At 45.2% G+C, this 17,850-nt stretch carries 13 protein-coding genes; 3 read left to right on the forward strand and 10 right to left on the reverse strand.

Going from position 1 to position 17,850, the window contains the following annotated elements:
* Positions 1-99 precede the first annotated feature (99 nt).
* Entirely contained in the window at positions 100-1,539 is a 1,440-nt protein-coding gene (locus FHW36_RS01775; RefSeq protein WP_145661321.1) for a sensor histidine kinase, read from the forward strand.
* Positions 1,540-1,620: 81 nt separating this feature from the next.
* Positions 1,621-3,075: a hybrid sensor histidine kinase/response regulator gene (locus FHW36_RS01780; RefSeq protein WP_186452269.1), complete on the forward strand. Its 1,455-nt coding sequence runs from the start codon at positions 1,621-1,623 to the stop codon at positions 3,073-3,075.
* Positions 3,076-3,130: 55 nt separating this feature from the next.
* On the opposite strand, the gene FHW36_RS01785 is transcribed toward FHW36_RS01780, so the two are convergent.
* The 3 genes from FHW36_RS01785 to FHW36_RS01795 form a co-directional block, all read right to left on the reverse strand.
* Positions 3,131-4,564, reverse strand: coding sequence for a sigma-54-dependent transcriptional regulator (locus tag FHW36_RS01785; protein WP_145661327.1), 1,434 nt, complete (start codon positions 4,562-4,564; stop codon positions 3,131-3,133).
* Positions 4,565-4,637: 73 nt separating this feature from the next.
* Entirely contained in the window at positions 4,638-5,000 is a 363-nt protein-coding gene (locus FHW36_RS01790; RefSeq protein WP_246121039.1) for a response regulator transcription factor, read from the reverse strand.
* 7 nt (positions 5,001-5,007) lie between these two features.
* Positions 5,008-7,278: a glycosyltransferase gene (locus FHW36_RS01795; RefSeq protein ID WP_145661332.1), complete on the reverse strand. Its 2,271-nt coding sequence runs from the start codon at positions 7,276-7,278 to the stop codon at positions 5,008-5,010.
* Between the two features lie 415 nt (positions 7,279-7,693).
* Between FHW36_RS01795 and FHW36_RS01800 the strand changes: the two genes are divergently transcribed.
* Positions 7,694-7,972: a hypothetical protein gene (locus FHW36_RS01800; protein ID WP_145661336.1), complete on the forward strand. Its 279-nt coding sequence runs from the start codon at positions 7,694-7,696 to the stop codon at positions 7,970-7,972.
* Between the two features lie 54 nt (positions 7,973-8,026).
* On the opposite strand, the gene FHW36_RS01805 is transcribed toward FHW36_RS01800, so the two are convergent.
* From FHW36_RS01805 to FHW36_RS01830, 7 genes are all read right to left on the reverse strand, one after another.
* Positions 8,027-9,049 (reverse strand): NAD(P)H-dependent glycerol-3-phosphate dehydrogenase, encoded by a 1,023-nt coding sequence (locus FHW36_RS01805; protein ID WP_145661339.1) that lies wholly within the window; start codon positions 9,047-9,049, stop codon positions 8,027-8,029.
* A gap of 120 nt (positions 9,050-9,169) precedes the next feature.
* Positions 9,170-10,543: an efflux RND transporter periplasmic adaptor subunit gene (locus FHW36_RS01810; RefSeq protein WP_145661341.1), complete on the reverse strand. Its 1,374-nt coding sequence runs from the start codon at positions 10,541-10,543 to the stop codon at positions 9,170-9,172.
* Between the two features lie 25 nt (positions 10,544-10,568).
* Positions 10,569-11,918, reverse strand: coding sequence for a TolC family protein (locus FHW36_RS01815; protein ID WP_186452270.1), 1,350 nt, complete (start codon positions 11,916-11,918; stop codon positions 10,569-10,571).
* Between the two features lie 144 nt (positions 11,919-12,062).
* Positions 12,063-12,728, reverse strand: coding sequence for an ABC transporter ATP-binding protein (locus FHW36_RS01820; RefSeq protein ID WP_145661347.1), 666 nt, complete (start codon positions 12,726-12,728; stop codon positions 12,063-12,065).
* A 78-nt stretch (positions 12,729-12,806) separates the two neighbouring features.
* Positions 12,807-15,137, reverse strand: coding sequence for an ABC transporter permease (locus FHW36_RS01825; RefSeq protein ID WP_186452271.1), 2,331 nt, complete (start codon positions 15,135-15,137; stop codon positions 12,807-12,809).
* Positions 15,138-15,286: 149 nt separating this feature from the next.
* A complete protein-coding gene (locus FHW36_RS30390; RefSeq protein WP_186452272.1) occupies positions 15,287-15,457 on the reverse strand; it encodes a hypothetical protein in 171 nt (56 codons plus the stop codon).
* 5 nt (positions 15,458-15,462) lie between these two features.
* Entirely contained in the window at positions 15,463-17,850 is a 2,388-nt protein-coding gene (locus FHW36_RS01830; RefSeq protein WP_145661353.1) for an ABC transporter permease, read from the reverse strand.

The raw sequence follows: 17,850 nt of genomic DNA on the forward strand, positions 1-17,850 counted from the left end.
GTTGCTCAGTACGGGATTGAGGTAAAAAGTATATTTTAATCCTGAATTCCATGTATAAATAGTAACTTCAAATGCTTTCTCAACATCCCTTAAAGTCAGATGCATTTTTCAGTACACAAAAAGATACGACTCGGCTTTTTTATTGCATTTACTGTTATTATAGCAGCCTCGGTATTTTCCTACCTCGTGGCTAAAAATCTGCTGGATAATGCCGGGCGGCTTAATCATGCTATAGAAGTATCTAAAAGGCTGGAGGTAATTACCCGTCAATTGAAGGAAGCAGAAGCAGCTATCAGGGGCTATAATCTCACTAAAGACAGTACCTTCCTGGACCCCAGTATGGCGGAACGCAGTAACAGGATTGAAAGAGAATACCAGCTATTAAGAAAAATAACTGCCGACAATCCTCTACAGCAGCGGCATTTGGATACCCTTCGGCGGCTGCTGGTGATTAAATATCAGCAACTAAAATTAGGTGGAGAAAAATCGGCGCAGCTGAATCAGCTCTCCTCTGTAAAAGAGGGCGAACGGTCAATGGACCTCATCGATAGCAAAGTAAGAGACATGATCAGAATTGAAGAAGGTTTGGTACAAGAGAAATCTGAGCTGTTCCACTTTTTCGCGGTCATGTGGGTACCCATGATCTTTATATCGTCTCTGGTAGCCATTATAATTGGCATCTATTCTTATATCACGCTTACCCGGGAGTTCAGGTTGCAACTGTATATAGAAAGCAGGATGAAGTCGTACCAACGGGATTTACAGCAGAATATTTCTCTCCTGAATAAAACCAACCAGGAGCTCGAACAATTTGCTTATGTGGCCTCGCATGATCTCCAGGAGCCTCTGCGGAAGATTTCAACGTTCAGCGACCGGCTCCAGATGAAATATAAAGAACAGCTGCCTCCCGATGCCAGCCAGCTGATAGAGCGCATGGTATCGGCTGTTGCCCGCATGCGGGTCCTGATTAATGATTTATTGATTTTTTCCAGGGCCGGGCGTATTACTCCTGAAAGTATTACCCAGGTAGATATGAACCAGCTATTGCAAGAAGTGCTGAGCGACCTGGAAGTGACGTTGGAAGAAAAGAATGCCCTGGTAAAATACGACCAGCTACCGGTGATTGAAGGGAGTGATACCTCTTTTCATCAGCTGTTTCAAAACCTGTTGGCCAATTCTATCAAGTTTGCCAGCCCCGATAGGCGGCTGGAGATACAGATACACCACCAGCTCTTAACCGGTAAAGAATTAGGTATGGCAAAAGAAAGTCAATGGGAAGACACTTTTTGCCGTATCAGCCTGGAAGATAACGGTATTGGCTTTGACCAGGCCTATGCCGAACGTATTTTCCTCATCTTCCAGCGCCTGCACGGTATCAGCGAATATACCGGAACCGGCATAGGGCTGGCCATTTGTAAAAAGATTGTAGATAGTCATAACGGGTTTATCCAGGCTTATGGCATTCCCAATGAAGGCGCCACCTTCGTTGTAACACTTCCATTGAAACAAAAGCAAGCACACCCCGACCCAAAAGCCTAGCATCTTTATTGCGGGTAAATTTATCTTTAATTGCAAACACGCTAATCTACGCCGATGAGTGAGCGCCCAATCCGAATTTTAATGATAGATGATGATGAGGACGATTTCTTCCTGGTCACACAACTATTACAAGATATCTCCCCCAACCAGTATGAGATTGAATGGGCGCCGTCCTATCAGAAAGGAATCGCCGCCCTTGAAAGTGATGACCACGATGTGTACCTGGTCGATTATCGCCTGGGACCCAATACTGGGATTGACGTATTACGCCGCGTACAGGAAATGCCTAACCAGTTGCCTGTAATTATGCTTACTGGTAAAGGCGACTACCGTATTGACCGGGAAGCCATGCTGGCAGGCGCTTACGACTACCTGGTAAAAGGAGAAATTACCGCCGACCTGCTGGAACGGTCTATCCGTTATGCCCTGGACGAATATAATCACCGCCGTACCATTGAAGAGAGTGAAAAAAAATACTACGGCATTTTCGAAAAAGCCCACGACCTGATTATACTGGCGGATTGCGACAGGAATATTATTGATGCTAACCCTGCTGCATTAAAAGCATTTGGATATAGCCGGGAACAGATATTACAGTTACACCTCCGGGACCTCTTCCTCTCTATCGACGAAAGTGAATTGTTCTTAAATAATATCTGCCACGATGGGCATACCTCTAGCCCGGAATATGAATTTAAAACCGCTACCACAAAAAAAATGACGGTACACATCAATGCGGTAATGCTAGATGAAGCAGCACAGATATTCCTCTGTGTTATACAAGACATCACGGAGAAAAAAAGAGAAGAACAGGAAAAACAACACCGGGAAAAGTTTGTCATTACCGGGCGTATTGCCAGGGTGATTGCACACGAAGTAAGAAACCCGCTTACCAACATCCTGCTGGCAGTAAGCCAGTTTAAGGAAGAAGATCCCATTGTAGCCAGCGATGATGCCTTGCTATACACAGATATCATAGAGCGCAACTGTACGCGGATTAATCAATTGATTACTGAACTACTACACAGCACGCGAATGATAGAATTACATACGGATCCCCATGGCATTAATGAATTGATAGAAAAAGCATTGTTACTGTCGCAGGACCGGTTGCAGCTCAACGACATACAGGTAGATCGAAAGCTGGTATCTCCGGATATTATTATCAATGCAGATGAAGAAAAAGTGGTGATTGCATTCCTTAACATCATTATCAATGCCATAGAGGCAATGACATCACGAAAAGGAATACTAACGGTTACTACTACACGAACACCTGAAAACAGGGCCAGGTTACAGATTGCTGATAATGGAATTGGTATCCCGTCAGACAAGTTGGGCAGGTTGTTTGACCCGTTTTATACCAACAAAGCCAAAGGTACCGGTCTGGGACTTACCAGCACTCAAAATATATTGCTCAATCACCAGGGAACCATCAACGTGGAAAGTGAGCCAGGTAAAGGAACCGCGTTTTCCATTACAATGCCGCTTTTCGAAGGAGCAGAAAACCTCAAAACAAATAAAAAAAGCGAATAATCCGTACAGTTATTAAAACTATCCGGACTACTCGCCTCTGTGGTATATATTGTGCTTAGTAGTTAATATTCAACAAGCGTAATTTATTGTACAGTGTTTTACGATCGATGTTCAACACCTGGGCAGCTTTGGTTTTATTGTACTTCACTTCCTTCAGCACATTAATAATCTTGTTGTACTCTGCTTGCAACGCAACTGTTTTCAGGTCATTATCATTGGAAAGCAGCGCCAGTTCACCGGATATCTGCACTTCTTCCGGTGTTTGGGTAAATGCTTCTTTCATTTCAAGCGGCAATGCCGACATGGTAATATCTTCCATTTCAGGAGTTAGCAGACAGGCCCTCCTGATCACATTTTTCAGTTCACGGATATTACCTGGCCAGTTGTATTGTTTGAAGCAATCCCACACTTCTGCAGAGATCTTACCACAAGATTTATCCAGTTCCCTTTCCACCTGGTTTACGAAGGCAGAAGTAAAGAGTGGCAAGTCTTCGCGACGTTCTCTCAATGGTGGAATGTAAATAGTAAACTCGTTGAGGCGATGAAAAAGGTCTTCTCTGAATTTGCCCCGTTGTACAGACTCAGAGAGCTTTTCATTGGAGGCTACGATGATACGTACATCGATGGGAATCTCTTTCAGGCTACCTACCCGGCGGATCAATTTCTCCTGTAATACCCGGAGCAGGGCTACCTGGATATCGTAAGACAGGTTGGAAATTTCGTCGAGGAATAAAGTACCGCCCTGTGCTTGTTCGAATGCACCTATCTTGGTATTGATAGCACCGGTAAAGGAACCTTTTTCGTGACCAAAAAGTTCACTGGCGGCCAGTTCTTTCGACAGGCTTCCGCAATCCAGTGCTACAAAGGGTTGCAGGCTTCTTTTGCTATGATGGTGGATCAGGTGAGCTACCGACTCCTTGCCTGTACCTGTTTCGCCAAAGATGATTACACTATAATCGGTAGGCGCCACCAGCTTAATCTGACGAAATAGCTCTTTGGCGCCCAGGCTTTCGCCATACACGTATTTATCATTTTTATCGCTTTGGTTGCGGGAAAGCAAGGTTTCCCGCATTTCTGGTTCCGACCCTGATTCTACGGGCCTTACGGCTTGTCTTTCCTGTTCTGCTTCTTTATGCGCAAAAGCTTTGTGTACCAGATTTAAAATTTCATCGGGGTACAGTGGCTTGGAAAGATAGTCATAGGCGCCGTTTTTTACCATTTCCACGGCTACTCGTACATCGGTATAACCGGTGATAATGATAACGATAGTAGCAGGATTGATCTGGTGAATATCTTGTAGCAACTGGGCACCATCTGTGTCTTTGAGCCGGTAATCACAAAGTACCAGGTCATAGGCTTTCTCCTTCATCATTTTCAATGCGGCGCTGCCGGTCATGGTAGTATCCACATCAAATCCATGTTTCCCGAGAAATTTGCTCAGGAGGGTACAGATATTAATTTCATCATCTATAATCAGGATATTTTTCATACTTCTTTAATATGTGGTAATTGGCAACAGAATAGCTAGATAAAATTACTAATTAAAAATAAGTGGCATTTCATCAGCATTTAATATTGTCTATTAATTCATCAACATGTTTTACGCTAAAAGGTTTAGCGAGGAAAAAAGTAGCGCCGGCATTCAAAGCTGTTTGCTTTTCCATAGCATTGTCGTACGCACTGATGGTAATAACGGGTAATGATGGGCATTTTTCTTTAATGATAGGCAATGCCTCCAGTCCCGAACCATCCGGGAGGTGTATATCGAGGAAAAGGAGATCCGGCTGATGTTTAAAGATCGATTGCAATCCTTCCCCCAGTTCATGTACATACCTGACCGTATATCCATGGCGGACGAGGGTAAGCTGCAACAATCTACATATATCCGGCTCGTCATCAATAATCAGAATATTAGGATATTTCATTGTATTATCAGTTGAACCCGAGTCGGGCGGGCTCCAGGTTCTTTTGTCGCGTTGTAACATATTTATGTTTATTCCACTGTTCCATTAAAAGTCTGGCGATCAGGTAACAAACGGTAGATTCGGCGCCCTGGTTCTGGTTAATATTGTTTTTTTCCAGGCCATCATAACAACCGTAAGTTAGTGGATTACATACAAGTTGTTTCAGATGATTATTTCCCAGGTACCAACTGAATGCCAGACGCATTTTTTCCAGGTATGAATTGTTTTTTGTGATATTATAAAATGTATTCAATGCCAGCATAGTATAAGCCACTTCTATGGATTGCTCTCCACCTTCTTCCGGGGGCTGCTGCGTATCGCGATGATACCAGGTTTTGTTGCTGATCACTTTCATATGGCTGTCCGTAAAGGTTTTGCTGCAAAGGAAGGTAAGACTGTCTTCTGCAGTTTTACGCCAGGCATCTACTCCGGTTACATGGTAAGCCATCATCATCGCTTCCGGCAATACAGCGTTGCCATAGGTAAGTGAGGATTCATACCAATGCCAGGCATCATCGGCTTCTCCCTGGTAATAGCTGTATAGTTTGGACGCCAGATTTTTCAGCAATTCGGCCGCTCTTCCACCGGGCTTGTATTGCAGGAAATAGTATAAACCCTTAATGATAAAAGCGATAGCCCTGGGCGAATGCACCTCTGGTATCCAATGGAAGCATTGACGGAACCGTGACAGCACTTCCTGGACAGTTTCAAATGGGAGGTGTTGGTGATAGGCCATGGTATATCCCAGGGCCCAGACTGCCCGGCCATTGGAATCTTCCAGGTTTACTTCCCCGTTCATGGGAGAAAACTGGCCTTGGATATCAACATAGTTCTGGAATTTCCCCGAGGGTTTCTGGCAATAGCCTATAAAATCGATGTATTTGCGGCATAATGAATTCACAAAAGTGGTGGGTCTTAATTCCGTGCTATACATGCACATGGCGATGAGTGCCCGGGCATTATCGTCCAGCGTGTAGCCATACTCCGGATCGGGCACATCGTGTTTGGAAAACTGGAGCATTCCAAATTCGTCTGTCATGCGATCAATATGATCTAGGTATGGAGGGGGCAGGTTAGGCAATATTTTGTCTTCTGCCAGGATCTCGCTGATGATGCTCATATGGGTAAGGGCTACATTTTCCCATATTGAGCTGCGTGTTTTTTCGATGGCCGATTGGCTCATTTGCTGGCGCAGCTCTGGGTTGCCCAGCAACTGCAAGGCGGCAGACGCCAGCTGTTCCGGGTTATTAAAATCTACCAGGCAGCCGGCGCCATCTTCCAGCATTTCAGTGGCTTGTACAAAAGAGGTGGAAATAACCGCACAACCGGCGCTCATGGCGTATACAAAAGTACCGCTTACCGCCTGGTGGGGGTCTTTAGAAGTAAACAGGTAAATATCCGTTAATGACAGGTAATCGAGCAAGGTTTTGAGAGAGAGATACGCATTTACGAATCTCACGTTATTTTCCAGGTTCAATTCTTTTACCAGCAGTTCCAGGGAATTCCGATAGGCTTCTCCTTCCCTGGCGCAAACTACCGGGTGCGTTTTTCCCAGCACCAGGTAAATGGCATCCGGATATTGCTTTACAATTTCCTTCATAGCCCGGATACCTGTTTCAATGCCTTTGTTTTCACTGAGCAGCCCAAAGGTACTTAGTACCATTTTACCCTCCAGCTGATACTGTTTTTTCAGCGACGGGATGTCCTCTACAATATGTGCATGGGTGCCATGTGGTACGTGCGCAATTTTATCGGAGGGTACGCGATATACGCGGCACAGCAGTTCAGCCGAGGAGCGGGTCATTACAATTACCTTTGCCGCCAGTTCGCTGATAAGGCTTACCACCTTCATACATTTAAGGTCGGGATAAGGTAATACGGTATGAAAGCGTACAATAAAAGGCTTATCGAGCAGGGAAAGCATGGCCAGGAGGTTATGTCCATATTCGCCACCATATAGCCCAAATTCATGCTCAAAACATACCAGGTCTATGTTATCATTCTCATTAATTTGCTGGGCAAAATCGATACAGTTGTCAATATCAAAGGGATTAACAGTGTAGCTAACGGGCGGCTGTATTACATTGGCTGCGTTGCCGGCTTCTTCAAGCGCCGCTATTTCAATCTGCAGGTTGCCAGCGAAATTTTTATTCATTGCATTTACCAGGTCCTGTGCAAACGTAGCAATGCCACACTCGCGTGGTGGGTAAGAAGTAACAAAAAGCAAGGTTCTCTTCATGGTAACAATTTTTAGCTAAACCAGTTATCAAATTGCCTGTTTTCCTCCCGGATCGGGACATTGGATGTTCCAAATATCAATCCAATGCCGTCCCCACGCGGTTTCCGCCATTCTAACTATCAGGACCGTAGAATTAATTCCACACTTTTCTCCCCATTTTTAGCCATTCTGGAGATAGCACAAATGGGTATTTACATTTAATTAACAGTCTATATAAACACAATTAATTACAATTGTAATATAATTCAATCGTTAATCGCCTATATTTAGCACAAATGACATCATTTAACCAATATATCAGCAACAAAAATGCCCACTTGTCCATTTCAGCTTATTTTAGCTGCAGTAAGCATTCCGGGCTACCATTAAATTACACAGGTCTACCATTCCTTTTTTCATTTAAACCCAAGGCGATATGAGAAACATTGCATGTACATTTAATGTAGATGGGGTACCTACCAAAATCAATTTGAGGAAGTTGCCGAAGCAACGCAGATTTCAGGCTATTATAGACCGCAACATCACGGAATACATTATTTCAGATGAAACCAATGAGATAGAATACTACGAGGGGCCGGTACTAAACGAATATCTTTCTACGCGTATAGCCACGTTGATCAAACAGTACTTTCCCAATGTGCGGGCTATTATAAAAATTGGGGAAGATAACTACGAGGATTACGACGATTTTTAGTCCCATTTCTGTTCCGCCCCACGGAACAAGGGGGCGGAACAAGAACAACCTGGATCAGATAAACCCTTTCTCCAGCGACAGGAATGCTTCTGAAGGATGTACCTGTTGCCATAAAATGGCATATACTGCCTGTGCTACCGGCATATAAGCGCCTATCTGTCTGTTCATTTCATACATACACTTACTGGCATAATAACCTTCCGCCACCATATTCAGTTCCAGCTGGGCAGCCTTTACGCTGTAGCCTTTTCCAATCATATTACCGAAAGTACGGTTACGGCTATGCAACGAATAGCAGGTAACCAGCAGATCACCCAGATAAGCACTGGCGCTGTAATTATGCACCATCTGGGATGTTCCGGCTACCACCGCTTTTTGCTCTTCATATTTTTCCAGGAAGCTTTGCATTTCCCGGAAACAGTTGGCGATAAATACACTCAGGAAGTTATCGCCATATTCCAGTCCATGGGCAATGCCGGCGCCCAGGGCGTAAATATTCTTTAATACCGCCGCCAGCTGCACGCCTACCACATCTGTGTTGACGATTGTTTGCAGGAAACTGCCGGTAAATTTGTCGGCAATTGCCTGGGTATCTTCCATTGAAGCACCTGAAAAAGTGAGATAGGATAATTTTTCGTTGGCCACTTCTTCCGCATGGCAAGGGCCTGTAATGGTAAAATATTGATTAGCCGGTAACTCAAACTGTTTGTAGAGATATTGTCCAATCAGGTCATTGTTGCTGGGCACCAGTCCTTTAATGGCAGATATGATTTTCTTATTGCGCAGTGCATCCGGGGGCAACAGGCTTAATACATCTTCCAGGAAAGCCGAAGGCACCGCCAGCACTAATTCATCACAGGCAGCTACCATGGCTGACAGATCGCTACTGAGTGATAACAGGCTGGTATCGAAGTATACAGAGGTGAGATAATGCTTATTATGATGGCGCAGCTGCATATGGCGGATGGTTTCATCATTCCTTATCCACCAATGTATAGGGTGCCCGTTGTCTGTCAGAATTTTTGCCAGTGCGGTAGCCCAGCTTCCGCTGCCAATAATGCCAATGCTCTTGCTCACGTTGCTTTTTTTGTGCAATATAAGGAGAATGCGGAAAGCACAAAGCTATTGAGGCGAATGACCCGGGCGGTTTTTCCGGATCATTCGCCTCAACAAAGACGTGTATGATGTATTTTAGCCCTACTTACTCTGGCCTTCAAATAGCTCAGACTTAGGCACTATCTTCACTTTTTTACCATTTTCCAGGGTCCTGGAAATCGCAGTATAAGGCGCGCTGATCACCTGGTCGCCTTCATTAATCCCTGAAAGGATCTGAATCCAGGCGTCATCCTGCACACCTGTTTTTACCGTTACCATTTTCACTGTACCATCTTTCTGCAATACAAACACCACTTCGTTGACCGCCACCTTGGTGTTGGCTGAAGAACCGGGCGTAGTATCATCCTGCTTCTTTTTATCCTTATCCCCGTGGGCATTGGATGAATCACGGGTAGATACGGAGTTGATAGGAATAGCCAGTACGTTGTTGACATGCCTGGTTTGGATGTTTACGCTGGCGCTCATGCCCGGGCGGAACGGAAATGTTTTGCTACCCGACACGATCAGATCCTGGTAGCTTTCCGGCAGGATACGGATATGTACGATATAGCTGGTTACCTGTTCTGCCGAAGAGGCGGTGGTAACAGTAGCAGTGGCTGCCCCCTTGCTGGAGCTGGCAATTTGTGTGACGATTCCTTTAAACTGGCGGTTGTTATAAGCATCTACCTCAATAATGGCGGTATCACCATATTTTACTTTCGGGATATCGTTTTCGCCTACATCTACCTGTACTTCCATGGTGCTCATGTTAGCGATACGCAACATTTCGGTACCCGTCATTTGTGCTGTACCCACTACGCGTTCGCCTTTCTTTACAGAGAGCAGGGAAATAATTCCGCTCATAGGCGCTGAGATCGTGGTACGACCCAGGTTTTTGTTGGCTTCATTCAGATCGGCCTTGGCGCTTTGGATCGCAAATTTATTACCGTTGATTTGCTGCAGGGCTGCGTTATAGTCGGCCTGGGTAGCCAGGTAAGTAGCTTCTGCGGTTTCAAATTCTGATCTTGAGATCACTTTCTGGCTAAGCAGTTCTTTGTTCCTTTCGTAGGCTGCTTTACTCTGGGCCAGTTTGGCTTTATAAGAATTTAAAGCCGCGGTGGTATTAGCCAGCTGGGCTTGTTGCTGACTTACGGAAGCGGCGGCCTTATCTACCATTGATCCGTAGATATCTGCGTATATGCGTGCCAGTACCTGGCCTTTCTTAACGGAATCCCCTTCCAGTACGAGGAGATCGGTGATTTCGCCGGATACATCGGAGCTTACTTTTACCTCTATTTCGGGGTAAATTTTTCCGCTGGCAGTCACCACTTCAATGATGTTCCTGTTGGCAGCCTTTTCAACAGCAACTTTAATCCCTTCTTCCTTACCAATCACTCCGGACGCTTTCAGTACCATGAGTAAAATAACGAGTGAACCAAGTATGCCTATGAGCCAATAAAGTGTCTTTTTCTTCATAAAGCAATTTAATTTCCCGGCATCGCTACAGCGATATTTTCTGATCCCTGTAGAATTCCAGTAACTTCATTTTAAATATATAATCGTATTGCGCGGTTACTTTATCTACCTGTGCTTTGTACAATTTACTTTGTGTTGTAATATAGTCGATGGTGTTCATCAGCCCGAGATTGAACCGTTTGGTAGCAAAATCATAGGCTTTTTGTGCGGCCATCACCCCGGTAACAGCCGCATTAAATTTCTGTAAGGCGGCTACTGCATTGGCATGCGCCGTATAAATGTCCTGTTTCAGCTTCTGGTGATCCAGGTCACGGGTCAGTTCCAGGTTATACACATTCACTTTTGCTTTCGCTACGGTGGTACGCTGCTGCCAGCCATTGAAAATCGGAACATTCAATGTTAATCCTATTGATTTCCTATAGGTATTATCAATCTGGTCTTTAAATGGCAACAGCTTCCCGGTCTGATCGTAATAGTTGTTGGCGTAAGTGGTATATAACGTACCTCCCAGGCTGAGATTAGGATACAATTGCGATTTGGTGGCCTGGTAAGCCTTCGCTGCACTGCGGATCTTCAGCTCATCTGCTTTTACCAGCGGGTAGGTTGTTAATGCTGCACTATACACCATTTCCGGCGCCATTTCCTGCAGGGGGGCCAGCGGTAAAGACGTAATATTTTCCGGGACTTCCGGTTCAAACGGAATCTCGAATCCTAGATTAAGGTACGCCTTGATCTGGAGGATAGACAAGATCACGTTATTCTGGGCGGTTACCAGGTTGGTACTGTCCTGCGCCAGCTGGGCCTCCAGGTCGGCCTGGTTGCTTTCCGGAACAGAGCCGGCGATTACGAGTTTCTTGGTATTTTCCAGGTTAGAGTTGGTGAGCTTTACGTTTTCCTCATTAACTTTTACCGTCTGGATATTCAATAAAATTTGGAGGAAGGCCGTAGCCACGTTGAAGGCGGCATCATTTCTGGCTTTTTCCAGCAGGAAACTATTGGCCTGTACATCCAACCGGTTGGCGGCAATCGTTCTTTGCTGATAAAACCAGCTAAAAAGGTTGCTTTGCATGTTCAGGCTTCCACTACCGGAAAACACTGTTTGGTTCACGTACTGGTTATTTCCCAAACTAGGGGTCCTACCATCTGAGTATCCTCCCTGTGCCTGTCCGCTAAAGCCGGGGATCATTTGTAAGCGGCTTTGCTGCAGGGTAAGGTCGGATAAGCGCTTTTGTACCTCCTGCTGTTTAATAGTCAGGTTGTGTTGCAGGGCATAATCCACACAGCGTTGTAAACTCCACGTATCCTGTGCTACAGCGGCTGATATGTTAGCAAACAATAAGATCAGGATTACTCCTGCTATTCGGGATGTTCTCATAACATTCCAAAAATATAATAATTGTGAGATTACTTTTCCACCCTTCTTGATAGAAGGCAAAAATTTAGTAGGTATGGCTGTATACCTGACTAATTGAGTGTACAACATAGTCTTTTTTTTACATAATTCTTAAAAGCTGCCGGTTTATGGCAAAATATTGCCATCCCGGAGCTGGATAATGCGGTTGCCGTAGGTGGCATTCACATCGGAATGGGTTACCTGTACAATGGTGATTTTATCTTGTTCATTCAGGTGTTTGAACAGCTGCATAATCACCTTTGCCTGGTCGGAATGCAGGTTGCCGGTAGGCTCATCGGCCAGGATCACCCGGGGTTCGGCTACTATAGCCCTGGCAATACCCACCAGTTGTTGTTGTCCGCCAGACAATTGATTGGGGAACAGGTCTTTCTTGGCTACCATATTAAAGCGATCCAATACGTCTGCTACCCGGCTCTTTCTCTCAGAAGAGGGTATGTTTTTATATAGTAAGGGGGTTTCAATGTTCTCATATACCGTTAATTCATCGATAAGATGATAAGCCTGGAAAACAAACCCGATAGCGCCACGGTGTAACTGGGTCCGTTTCTTCTCATTCATCTTATCTACCCTTTCGCCTTCAAAAAGGTACTGTCCTTCGGAAGGCTCCTCCAGCAATCCCAGGATATGCAGCAATGTAGATTTTCCAGAACCGGAAGGCCCCATGATAGACACAAACTCTCCTTCGTTAATAGTGAGGTCAACATCTTTCAAAATATAATTCTTTCCGAATCCTACCGGGTAATGCCTGGAAATTTTCTGCAATTGTATCATGATCTGTTAATTTTTTAGATAAAAATTGATATTGCTGCATTTCGGCGAAGCAATATAATTAAAAGTAATGGCCTGATTTTATTCGGATCGTAAACTTTTTACCGGGTTGGCCAATGCGGCTTTTACCGACTGCATGCTTACCGTGATAAATGCAATACACACCGCCAGCAAACCAGTCAGCATAAATATCCACCAATGAATATTGACATGAAACTGGAAACGTTCCAGCCAGCGGTCCATAAAATACCAGGCTGCCGGCGCAGCAATCAAAACAGCGATCAAAACAAGCCGGAGGAAATCTTTCGACAATAACAGTACAATACCGCTTACAGAAGCGCCCAACACTTTACGGATCCCTATTTCCTTCTGACGTTGGGCCATCACCATTACGGCAATGGCAAATAACCCCATACAAGAGATAATGACTGCCAGTACTGCACCTGTCATAAATATGCGGGAGAAGCGCTGCTCCTGCCGATACATACGCTGGGTATTTTCATCCAGGAAGGAAGCCGCATTTTCTGCCAGCGGGTTAATATCTTTCCAGATAGCACTGATCTTACTGATGGACCTAACAGAATTGGGGGTTTCTACCTTTACAAAAATATAATTCAGCGCTGTGGGCTCATTAATAATCATTACCAGCGGCTCTATCCCTTTACGCAGCGACTCATAATGGTAATCTTTTACTACACCAATCACATGCAGTGGTTTACCTTCATCCATAGAAAACTGAGTCCCTACCGGATCTGCTACATCCAGTAGCTTAGCCATCTTTTCATTGATTACCACAGCGGTACTATCGGTACCATAATCTCTTGAAAAATCGCGGCCAGACAACATCTTCAAATCCAGTGTTTTAATATAGTCATAATCTACCACCAGGCACTGTGTAGTAATCTGTTTATTCTGGTATCCAAACCCGCGGGTCCAGTTACCAGATGAGCCGTCTTTTCCCATTCCCAGGTTGAGCATACTGGCCGTAACACTTTTAACCTCCGGCAGCTCTGCCAGACGACTCCGCATAGCGGCTATATTTGCAGGAGTAGCATTATCCAGCGGGATACTGATGACCTGCGTGGCATTATAGCCTAACGGAGCAGACTGTATGAAATTTAGTTGTTGCCATATAATAGAAGTACAGCTGATAAGCACTACAGCCACCACAAACTGGATGATGATAAGGCCATTACGCAGTGTACTGCTCTTTCCCATTCCCAGCTTACCTTTCAGCACTTCTACGATATTGAGCCGTGCCACCTTCCACGCAGGTAACCCTCCAGCCAGTAAAGTAACCAGGAAGAATCCTACCATCACACCCAACAACACCCAAATATTCTGGAAAATATGTAAAGAGATATTATGCCCAAAAGTCTGGTTGTAATAAGGAAGTAATGCCAGCATCATTCCTATACTAAGCACGAATGAAAAGAAACATAGCAGGAAAGACTCTGCCCAGAACTGCAGTAGCAGCTGGCGGTCCATGGCCCCTAGAGATTTGCGCAGTCCTATTTCGCCGCTGCGCCCAAAAGAACGGGCTATGGAAAGGTTGATGAAGTTGATACCGGCAATGCTGATAATAAGCACTGCCAGAATAATCATCAGCCAGGGATAAAATTTATTCAGTCCGCTGTAAAAATTGCTGCGTTCATCCAGGTGAAAGCTCGTCATGGGCAGTGCTTTCATCAAAAACACTTCCTTTCCTTTAGCGCTGGCGCCAGCGTCTTTTTGCATATCTTCTATCTTCCGCTTATAATATTTATGTAACAGGGGGACAATATTTTTTTCCAGGGAAGCCTTACTAACGCCGGGGTCCAACTGAACAAACAGTGGAAAATTAGAAGAGTTCCAGTCGCTTTTATAGGTAGCGTAATCTGGTTCATTTTCAAACCGGGTAAGCAGATCGAAGCTTATGCCCGAGTTATCGGGCAAATTAGCCGCTACCGCGCTTACAATGAAAGGCTGCCATTTACCAGAGAGATTCAGTTCAATGGCTTTGCCAATGGGATCTTCTTGCTTAAATATTGCAGCAGCGGAGTTTTCCGTGAGTACTACTTCGTTGAGTTGTTGCAACGCAGTTTGTTTATTGCCTTTTACCAGGGGAAAGGTAAACATCTGAAGGAAACTGGCATTTACCTTCTCCGTACTAAGGTAAAAATGCTTATCGCCATATCTTACCGGCAGGTTATATCCAGCCATAAAGGTAGTAGCTTTTACGCCGGGTATCTCTTTCTGGATGGCTGCCGACAATGGCACTGATATACTGGAAGTTGTTCTTATGCTACCGCCATTATTTTCTTCGCTCACGATCTGGTAGATATGAGCACTATTTTCATGAAAATTATCGAAAGTCCATTCCCGGTAGGCGGTAACCGATAACAGCAAAGCCGCGCAGAGGGCTGTACTCATGCCTGCGATATTAACCGCTGCAAACACTTTCTGTTTACGCAAATTCCGCCAGGCGATTTTTAAATAACTAATTAACATGCTGGTATCTTTAAGAATGAATAAAAAAAAGCAGGGTGCGTAGACACGCTCTCTGATTTGCTGTTCACTTGTTATTCTTTTTTTAATGATATTACCGGGTTACTGATGGCTGTCTTTAGGGTTTGTACACCGATAGCAGCCAGCGCAGCGCCAGCCACACACAATAGTGTAGTGGTAATTTGTATTACTACAGGCTCCAACACTTTAGGCCCTGCCCGTTTTATGTAGTTGAATAATAGCATATCGCTTAATCGTTTCTCAGGTTATCTGCCGGGTTAATGCCTACTGCCCGCCAGGTTTGTGAAAAAATAGTGATCAGGGCCAGCAGCGCGAGTGTCAGGAAACCTCCCAGCATTGGCAGGATGCCTATACTTACCCGGTAAGCGAATATCTGCAGGAAGAACATACTTCCCAGGTATCCTATGGGCAAGGCTATACAACCGGCAATTATAATTAACCGCATATAGTTTTTAGACAACAGCACCAGCAGGCCGGGTGCAGTAGCCCCCAATACCTTGCGGATACTGATTTCCTTCCTGCGGGTAAAAGAAGTATATGCTACTATGCCCAACAAGCCCAGGGCGGAAATAAGGGTAGAAATAAATACCAGGAAGCCCAACATAGATATTACCTCCTGTCCATTGCGACTAGCCAGCTGCTCATCCATCCATTCAGCCGAAAATGTTTCACCGGGATGCAGCTCCTGCCATACACTTTTAACTCCAGCTATTTCCTGTTCCTTATCACCCGCTACCATAGCCATTTGAAGCTGGCCAAATTCTGCCGGCCGGAACCGGAGCGCCATGGGACCTATATTCACTTCCATAGGCTGGTAGTTAAAATCCTGCACTACTCCTATAATACTCATAGCAGTTGAATCGTTCATCCACAATGTTTTACCGATTGCATCAGGGGCAGACTTAACACCCATTACCTGCAATGCCCGCTCATTCACAATCAGGTACTGTTCCTTATCCCTGGAGGCAGCAGCCGGGAAAGTAGTACCGGCCACCAGTTTCAGGTGCATCACCTTAATAAAATCGGCATCTGCGGCATAGTATCCAAACTGAATTTTATCCTTGCTTTCATTGGTCTTCAGCTCAAAGAAACGGCAGTGGCGGGGCATTCCGAGGGTGCCGGAGCTGGCGGTAACCATACTCACCCCCTTTAATTGCTCCATCCGCTCCTTCATCCGTTGAAAATCTACATCTGCCAACGGTACATTCAATATATCTTTTCTGTAGAAGCCCATATCCATTGTAGCCTTATAGCTAAACTGACGGTACACAGTTACCAGGAAAAGCATGGCCGCAATGGATAAGGTAAACTGAACCACTATCAGTGATTTCCTCAATCCAAGACCACCAAACAATTTTATATCTACCAGGTTCTTGAGCACTTTTGCCGGCTGGAAAGCGGATAATGCCCAGGCAGGGATGGTTCCCGCTACGGCGCCTGTAACGATACTAAACGCCAGGAACCAGAGCAGCAGACGCCAATCCAAAAGGTTTACATCCGGTACTGGCAATGCATTGAAGTGAGTGGATTGCATTACCAACAGCAGGATAACCGCCAGTATGAGCGACAATAAGCACATGAATACAGATTCCACAATAAATTGTATGAAGATCTGCCAGCGATGAGCCCCGTTTACCTTACGTACCCCTACTTCTTTTGCCCGTTGTAAGGAACGTACAATGGATAAATTTGTGTAGTTAAAGCAGGCACATATCAACAGTCCCAGTGCTACTCCCAATTCCGCCAGCATTTTACCCCATGGAGGGCCACCACCGAAGTCATCATATAATTCGCGCGAAGGCGTAATCTTCGACAATGCCTGCGGTTCAAAGGCAAGGCTTCCTTTTCCTTTCCCCGGCAGCTCATCGTATCGATGGCCGATATCAGCAATGGCAGCCTCCAGTACTGACTTTCCTTCTCCCGGGCGCATTTTCACATAGGTATAACTTCCCTGCACAACATCCCAGTTCTGCGTACGGCTTTCCAGCGCTTTGGACTGTTCCAGCCCCGGAACGGAAGACAAGGAACCCAAGGCATCGAAATCAATATGGGAAAGCGAGGGCGCAGGCTGTAATACGCCGCTTACAATATAGCTTCCCAGCTTATCAAACCGGATTACTTTGCCGATAGGATCTGCAGTACCAAAAAAACGCTGTGCCGTTTCTGCACTCAGCACAATGTTATTAGGCGCCGAAAGCGCCGTTTCGGGATTACCGGCTGCCAGCTTAAAGCCGAATACACTGAAAAAGGCTGAAGTAGTAAAAGTGCCTCTGACATTCAATTTCTTTTGATCTGTTTTTCCCTCCCCAAAAAGAGCATTGTATAAGGGAACGGTTTGTTCAATGCCGGTATAATTGTTTTTCAGTGCTTCTGCCATGGGCAATGGCGTACTGGCCATATGAAACTTACGGCCATCCGGAGTTACCACCCTGGTAGTTACCCGCCAGATACGCGAGATATCAGGATGAAAATTATCGTAAGACAGGTTGGCCCGTGTAGATATCAGTACTATCAGGCATACGGCCATACTTACTGCCAGTCCGGCAATATTAATGAAGGTAAACAACCGCTGTTTCTTCAGGTTCCGTAATGTGATAATGATATAACGCTTAAACAT

It is taken from the genome of Chitinophaga polysaccharea, assembly GCF_007829335.1.
Lineage (GTDB): Bacteria > Bacteroidota > Bacteroidia > Chitinophagales > Chitinophagaceae > Chitinophaga > Chitinophaga polysaccharea_B.

Bases quoted from the DNA above. Each gene is read 5' to 3' on its own strand.
- FHW36_RS01830 (WP_145661353.1), bottom strand. From the start codon at position 17,850: ATGTTTAAGCGTTATATCATTATCACATTACGGAACCTGAAGAAACAG.
- FHW36_RS01775 (WP_145661321.1), top strand. From the start codon at position 100: ATGCATTTTTCAGTACACAAAAAGATACGACTCGGCTTTTTTATTGCA.
- FHW36_RS01800 (WP_145661336.1), top strand. From the start codon at position 7,694: ATGAGAAACATTGCATGTACATTTAATGTAGATGGGGTACCTACCAAA.
- FHW36_RS01780 (WP_186452269.1), top strand. From the start codon at position 1,621: ATGATAGATGATGATGAGGACGATTTCTTCCTGGTCACACAACTATTA.
- FHW36_RS01785 (WP_145661327.1), bottom strand. From the start codon at position 4,564: ATGAAAAATATCCTGATTATAGATGATGAAATTAATATCTGTACCCTC.
- FHW36_RS01820 (WP_145661347.1), bottom strand. From the start codon at position 12,728: ATGATACAATTGCAGAAAATTTCCAGGCATTACCCGGTAGGATTCGGA.
- FHW36_RS01815 (WP_186452270.1), bottom strand. From the start codon at position 11,918: ATGAGAACATCCCGAATAGCAGGAGTAATCCTGATCTTATTGTTTGCT.
- FHW36_RS30390 (WP_186452272.1), bottom strand. From the start codon at position 15,457: ATGCTATTATTCAACTACATAAAACGGGCAGGGCCTAAAGTGTTGGAG.
- FHW36_RS01810 (WP_145661341.1), bottom strand. From the start codon at position 10,543: ATGAAGAAAAAGACACTTTATTGGCTCATAGGCATACTTGGTTCACTC.
- FHW36_RS01795 (WP_145661332.1), bottom strand. From the start codon at position 7,278: ATGAAGAGAACCTTGCTTTTTGTTACTTCTTACCCACCACGCGAGTGT.
- FHW36_RS01825 (WP_186452271.1), bottom strand. From the start codon at position 15,137: ATGAGTACAGCCCTCTGCGCGGCTTTGCTGTTATCGGTTACCGCCTAC.
- FHW36_RS01790 (WP_246121039.1), bottom strand. From the start codon at position 5,000: ATGAAATATCCTAATATTCTGATTATTGATGACGAGCCGGATATATGT.